The organism is Acidobacteriota bacterium (genome assembly GCA_034211275.1).
In the GTDB taxonomy this organism is placed as follows: Bacteria; Acidobacteriota; Thermoanaerobaculia; order Multivoradales; family JAHZIX01; genus JAGQSE01.
The window spans coordinates 1-7052 of record JAXHTF010000270.1; the positions used below are offsets into that span (position 1 = coordinate 1).

At 64.9% G+C, this 7052-nt stretch carries 6 protein-coding genes; all 6 read left to right on the forward strand.

Annotated features, from left to right (window positions below; genetic code table 11):
• On the forward strand, positions 1-1684 hold a 1684-nt coding region (locus SX243_24430), incomplete at its 5' end, for a S8 family serine peptidase (GenBank protein MDY7096134.1).
• A 205-nt stretch (positions 1685-1889) separates the two neighbouring features.
• Complete coding sequence (locus SX243_24435) at positions 1890-3224, forward strand: M23 family metallopeptidase (GenBank protein MDY7096135.1); 1335 nt, start codon at positions 1890-1892, stop codon at positions 3222-3224.
• A gap of 240 nt (positions 3225-3464) precedes the next feature.
• On the forward strand, positions 3465-4601 hold the full coding sequence (gene asnA / locus SX243_24440) for an aspartate--ammonia ligase (protein ID MDY7096136.1): 1137 nt from the start codon (positions 3465-3467) through the stop codon (positions 4599-4601).
• 202 nt (positions 4602-4803) lie between these two features.
• Positions 4804-5511, forward strand: coding sequence for a hypothetical protein (locus SX243_24445; protein ID MDY7096137.1), 708 nt, complete (start codon positions 4804-4806; stop codon positions 5509-5511).
• A gap of 142 nt (positions 5512-5653) precedes the next feature.
• Entirely contained in the window at positions 5654-6100 is a 447-nt protein-coding gene (locus SX243_24450) for a DUF305 domain-containing protein (protein MDY7096138.1), read from the forward strand.
• 659 nt (positions 6101-6759) lie between these two features.
• Entirely contained in the window at positions 6760-6894 is a 135-nt protein-coding gene (locus tag SX243_24455) for a hypothetical protein (GenBank protein MDY7096139.1), read from the forward strand.
• Positions 6895-7052: the final 158 nt, after the last annotated feature.

Consider the following 7052-nt stretch of genomic DNA (forward strand, 5'->3'; position numbering starts at 1 on the left):
CTTTCCCTCCGGCCTTGATCCTACTGCGTATGCAGCTACCGGCGTCGGCGACATCCTGCTGCTGGAAGTCCAGCGGGCCCTCCTTCCCACGGAAGTGGACGAAGCGGACCTTGACGCCATCCGGCTGGCGACGGCCCTGGGAGTGACGGTGGTGGAAGCAGCGGGCAACGGCGGACAGGATCTCGACCGCTATCAACATCCCGTCACCGGCCGCGCGCTGAACCGCCAATCCTCGGCTTTCGTCGACTCGGGAGCGGTGATGGTGGGAGCGGCCTTCGCCGCCCTACCCCATAACCGCGCACCGTTCTCCAACTTCGGCACCCGCCTCGACTGCTTTGGCTGGGGAGAGAGCGTCACCTCCTGCGGCTATGGCGACCTGGACGGCGGCGACGAGCCGACCAAGGCGTATACCAACACCTTCTCCGGCACCTCCAGCGCCGCCCCCATGATCGCCGGCGCGGCGGCGCTGCTCCAGGGAATGCATCGACGACAAACCGGCAACTCGCTGGCGCCGCTGCCGCTACGGGCCCTCCTCGCCGACCCCGCCACCGGCACACCTCAGGGCCCCAACGTAGCGGGCTTCATCGGTGTCATGCCCGACCTGGAAGCACTGGTTCAGGATCATCTGCAACTCGCCCCGCACCTCTACCTGCGCAAGCAGCCCTGCGACGACGGCAGCACGGCGGGCGAAAACGCGATCCTCGGCTCGTGCCCGGACATCATCGTCTTCCGCAACCCGATCGTCGACTCGGCATCGCAGGCCGAACAGCAAAAGACCATCGACCAGCTGCGGGGAACGCTGATGGAGGAAAGCCAGACAGCAAATGATCCGGCCCCCGGCTGGCGGGTACGGCATGCTCAAAGTAACTGGCTGTTCTTGCGCATGCGCAACCGGGGCCTCGGTATGGCCACGACCTCCGCCACCTTCTTCTGGAGCCCGGCAGCCACCTTCATTCCCCCGGAGCGCTGGTGCGAAGTGGGTTCAGCACAGCCCAAGGCGGTACAGCAGGGAGACCGGCTGACCGTCATGCAGCATGTCGCCTGGAATCCTGCGCCTTCACCGCCGACAGCGGAGCCCGACTCCATCTGGGATACTTCCGACGCCACGCCGCCCCACCCGAATCCCACCCACAATTGCAGCCTGCTGGCAGTGCTGCATCCGGCTCTCGAGCCTCCAGTCGATGCCCATACCTGGCCTCCACAGCATTCAGCCCCCCATATCCCTCCCAGCGGCTCGTACTTCGACTGGGCCGCCTACCGGGAGTTCCTCCGGCGGCCTGATGTCGGCTGGCGCAACATCTACCAAGTGCTGGCCGGTAAACCCATCCGCCGGCTGGCGTTCTACATCGCGGGCACGCCGGATCGCGAACGCCACTTCGACCTGGAGGTTCTGCAGCGCCTGCCCAAAGACGCCAAGGTGAGGCTCAAGCTCAACGCCGGCCTGGCCAGCAAGCTGCGTCAGCGCCAGCCCCTCCTGGCCGGCGCCTCCCCGACGACCCTCGAGCTGCTGCAGCGGCCCCGAGTACGTTTCAGCCGCCTCTGCCTGGCCGCTGGCCTCTACGCACCGGCGTTGCTGGAAGTCGAGGCTCCAGCAGGTTCGATTCTCTACGGCCACAGCGTGGCCATCCGCCAGCTGTGGCGGGGTGAAGAGGTCGGCCGGGTCACCTGGTTCTTCAAGAGCTGAGCGGCTCTCCCCATCCAACATTGGGGCACCTCCGCCGGCGTCCCGCAGCTCCTTGCGGGGCGCCGGCGGGAACTGCAAGCCATCGAATAGCAGCTCGTCACAGCCTCGTCATCCCCTCGACTTGCACTTCCGTAGTCATCTTGCTATAACAATTAGCGCATCGACGCACTATCTTTTTAACTAACATGATTTGCGGAGGACGAACATGAAACGGTTCCTGTTCTGGGCCCTGACCATGGCCCTGTTCTGTACCCTGCTGCCCACGGCAGCCAACGCACAAACCAACGAATTGATCTTTGACTGGCCGGTGGGCCAGACCAACGGCAATGACGTGGTGCCCGGCTACGGCTTCGAAGTGCTGCAAAGCTACGGCAACCACTACGACTGCATCGACTACGACAACGGGGAGTGGGTGATCATCCGCGAGGTGAATCAATTCTGCTCCAACCCGCCCTGCTACTACTGCGGACGCTTTCATGGCGACAAGGGAACGCCCGAGGTCACCGGCTACGGCTACCGCGTCCACGCCGGTCTCGACCTGGTGGCGGAAGACGGGGGCTCCGTCGGTGAATCGGTCTACGCCGCCGCCGACGGCGTGGTGGACTGCGTGGAAACGCCACCGAATCTCGACTACCCCGCCGGTGTCGTGGTGGTCAAGCACACCCTGCCGGACGCCAGCAACCTCTACACCATGTACGGTCACATCGACAACATCGCTGTCAGCGAGACCGACGACGTCGACCGCGGAGACCTCATCGGCACCATCGCCGACCAGAGCCTGCCCCACCTGCACTACGAGATTCGCACCTTCGACGAGAACGGCATCGACCTGTGCGCTGGCGACGGCTACAGCCAGCCCGGTGAGGACAATCCCAACACCGAGGGCTATCGCGATCCGGCGGCGACCTACTTCGACGAGGATCACCGCCCCGAGCTGCCCATCACCGTCACCATCAACACCGACACCGCCAACCTGCGGGCAGAGCCGAAGATCGCCGGCGATCTGCTGACCACCGCCAGCGAAGACATGCGCCTACCGGCCCTCGAGCTCGCTGCCGACGCCGACGGTGTCTCTGGCCGTTATTGGTACAAGGTACGGGTCGATCAGGCCAACGAAGGCTATGTGGCCGCCTACGACGTGCCCGGCTGGAGCGGCGACATCCTGGCGGTGGAGCGCACCCGCCCGGACACCATCGATCCGGACAACTGCACCTGCTCCTGGGGTGTCGACTCCAACAGCAGCCCGATCCCGGACGCCAACACCTTCTGCCACTTCGAGGTCTGCGGCAACGACGACCAGTTCTACCGCTGTAACTCCTGGGGCTGGAGCGCGCTGGGCAAGGTCGACAACACCGACTGCGAGATGCCCGAGCCGCTGGACATGAACTGCACCTGCTACAACGGCGTGCGCTATGACGGCAGCCCCATTGATCCCGGCTCGACCTATTGCGGTATGCAGGTCTGTGGTGCTGACGACCAGTACTACACCTGCGAGACCGGTGGCTGGGCCTACCAGGGCGGCGGCCCCTGCGCCCCCTAGCAGCCACTGCGGAATCGATAGCTCTGTCTACGGCGAGCGTGGCCGGCGTGCCGCGCTCGCCGTTTTTTTTTCTATTCAGACTCCTCCCCCGAGGGGTAGTGGAACCTCCTACCCGCACTGGGGTTGAGCCGGCTCCTGAGGCCTGAGAGGCTATCGTCAGGGGTTGGTGTTTCCCAATCACCTCAGGCCCGTTCTTCCATCCCATGCAACGCCGTCCGCTGGCGGCAAGGAGGGATTTCAATGACCGTCAACCACGACAAGAAAGCCGACCTGGCAGGCCCGGGCATCGGTGATTACACCGAGCTGGAGAAGGTCCTGCCAGCGAATTACCGCTCCGTCCTGACCCCCAAGGAGACCCAGCTCGCCATCACTGCCGTCAAGGAGCACGTCGAGCAGGGACTGGCCCGGGAGCTCAACCTGATGCGCGTAACGGTGCCGCTCATCGTCGACTCCCAAAGCGGGGTCAACGACTTCCTCGACCGCGACGGCTCGCGCACGCCGGTGGAGTTCCACATCAAGAACGACGGCGTCCACACCATCGACGCTCAGGTGGTGCAGGCGGCGACCAAGTGGAAGCGGCTGGCGCTGAAGCAGTTCGGGCTGGAGGTCGGAGAAGGCCTCTACACGGACATGCACGCTGTGCGCAAGGATTACTTCCTGGACCACGACCACAGCGCCTACGTCGACCAATGGGATTGGGAGCTGGCCATGTCGGAGGACCAGCGCACCCTGGACTTTCTCACCGAGGTGGTCCGCAAACTGTGGAAGGTGATCACCGGCGCCGAAGCCCGGGTCCGCGAGCTCTTCCCCCAGCTCGCCGACAACGGAATGCCGCCGCTACCGCAGGAGCTCACCTTCCTGCACGCCGAAGAGATCCTCGAGCGCTTTCCCAATCTGCCGCGCAAGCAGCGCGAGACGGCGATCCTCCAGGAGCACCCGGCGATCTTCATCTACGGCATCGGCTGGACCCTGGCGGACGGCTATCCCCACGAGCTGCGAGCCCCGGACTACGACGATTGGGTCACCGAGACCCGCTCCGCCGGCGGCCGCCCCATGCACGGATTGAATGGTGACATCCTGGTGTGGAATCCCCTCACCCAACGGCGCCACGAGCTCTCGTCCATGGGCATCCGCGTCGACGCTGACACCCTGCGCCAGCAGCTCGAGATCACCGGTCAGCTGGACTTCTTAGAGCTGCCCTACCACAAGGCGGTGACCAACGGTGAAGTGCCCCTCTCCATCGGCGGCGGCATCGGCCAGAGCCGGCTCTACATGCTGCTGCTGCAGAAGGCCCACCTGGGCGAGGTGAGCGTCACCGTCTGGCCGCAGATCCTCAAGGACCTGTGCCGGAAGAAGAACATCTCCGTGCTCGAGTAGCCACCCGGGTCGACGCAAATGAATCTGTGCAATATCCACTTCCACGCTCAGGCGGAGCATCGAGCCAAAGACTTTTCACTGCAGACCCCCGGCGCTTCCGGCTACCAGTGCAATGACCGCAGCGACCTGTCGAGAGATCACCTGAAACCTCTCCCATAGAATCGCTGCCAGGGCGTCAAGCCCGGAGATACCATCGAGGCAGGTGGCCCGTCAGCCGCTGGCGGAAAGTCTGCTCCTGGCCCTCGCCGGCGGCCTCCTCGGCACGGCCCTCGGCGTTCTGGCCATCCGCGCCGTGGGTGCCCGCGTCGCCCCCCTGCTGCCATCCTTCTGGCAACCGGCGCTGGAGCCGCGGGTGGTGCTCTACACCTTCGCGGTGACCCTCGCCGCCGGCCTGCTGGTGGGCCTGGCGCCGGCGCTCCAAACCGGCCGCTGGAATCTCGCGGAGGCGATGAAGGAGGGCGCCGCCACCAACACCGGCAGCCGCCGCCTCGGCACCCGCAGCCTGGTCATCGCTCAGGTCGCCCTCGCCACCCTCCTCCTCGCCGGCACCGGCATGATGGTGCGCGGCTTCCAGCTGATCCGCTACGCTGCCCCGGGCTTCGAGACCCGGCCCCTGCTGATGCTCTCGGTGCAGCTGTCCCAGACCGGATCGTCCCAGCCGGATTCATCGCGGACTAGCTCGCCTCAGGCCGGCGTAACGGAGAGCGGAGCTCCAGCCTCCAGCTTCGACCAACGCCTCGACCGCCTCCTCGACCGCCTCGCTGCCCTCCCCGGCGTCCGCGCCGCCACCGCCGCCAACGTACGGCCCCGCGGCCCCGTGGTCCCCACCGCCACCCTGGCCCTCGCCACCTACCTGTCGGCGCGGCGGGCGGCGTCGATTGAGCCGGCGCAGGCGCTGCGCCGCGGCTAACTCCTCGCTCCCCGCGCACCCTGGAATCGAGATTGCATCCTCATTAGAGAGAGAAGATTCCGAAGGAGCGTCAACCCTCTATTTTTCAGGCACTTGCCGCTCCCTCCTGTCCAGTCCCCCCGAGAATGTAGGAAGGATTTTCATGAAACAGTACACAAAATTCGGCGTGATGATCGCCACCTCCACCGCCGCCATGCTCTTCTTGATGTACCTCAACACCTACGAGATGAGCCACGTCTTCTTCAGCGAGACCCGCTTCTACATGGCCTTCGTCATGGGCGCCGCCATGGCGGTGATCATGCTGACGTTCATGCTCAACATGTACACCAACCGCAAGGCCAACCTGGCCATCTATGTCGCCAGCGTCCTCGTCTTCTGCGGTGCCCTCTGGCTGGTCCGCAGTCAGGAGACCGTCGACGACGTCTCCTGGATGAAAGCCATGATCCCCCACCACTCCATCGCCATCCTCACCAGCGAACGAGCCCACATCTCCGACCCCCGCGTGCGCGAGCTGGCGGATGGCATTATCGAAACGCAGAAGAAGGAGATTGCGGAGATGGAGGCGTTGATTGAGGATCTAGAGGACTAAGCCCCAGCTTCTCAGTCCCCTCAGATCTGGCCCCTCCCCCTCAGATCTGGCCCCTCGCATTTGGCCCTCTCTACCCCACGGCGTAGCGTAGATCCCACGCAGAAGCGAGACCGGCACTGACGCCGAGCCTCGACTTCTGTTCTAGGAGGCGCTATGCGCGGACTCGCACTCTCGGCCCTGATTCTGCCCTTCTCGGGAGCTCCGCTGGCTGCTTGGGCAGGTGGGGTGGAGATTGATCCGGATGGGAGGCTCAGCAAATCCCTTGAAGCCAGAGTTGCGGGCAGCCTTGATGTGCCGACGCAACCTGATGTTGTAGAGGGAGGAGTAGAGATCGATCCGGACGGCCGCCCCTAAGCGCCTTCCCCCAAGGCTCTCCAAGCCCATCTTCGCCCAGGAAGCACTCCCCCCCCCGGCGCTCGCCTGCAAATCCTCCGAGAGCACCATCTCCCCGACCCGCCGCCCTTGGATCATCCCCTCCCCACCCGGCATCACTTCCTCAACTTCCTCCAAACCACTCTCTAGCCCCTAGCCCCCGAGGCCTAATCCCTCCGCACCTTCGCCAAAACCCTCGAAGGCTACGCGCGGGAAGCCCTGCCCAAAGACGATCCGGAGATAGAGGATCAGAGGCCGGGGGTGTGGTGATGGGGGAGATGGAAGCAATGGCGCGGGACCTGGGGCAGCTGGAGCGTTTTGTGGAGGAGACGGCGGGGTTGGTGGGCGGGCGGAGGGAGCGGGAGTTGGGGGAGTTGGCGGAGCGGGTGAGGAGGGCGGGGGAGCGGTGGGGGGTGGTGTGACGGCATTCAGTTGGAAACGACGAAGCCTCCCCCCACACACACACCGTCGTCGCCTAAACCAGCGACTTTGCCCAGCGGTCTGTCTCCTCAGACTCTACTTGTTCACTTCTGGGGGTCTCGGGGCACACAAATCTGCAACCAGAACACCAACTTAGCCC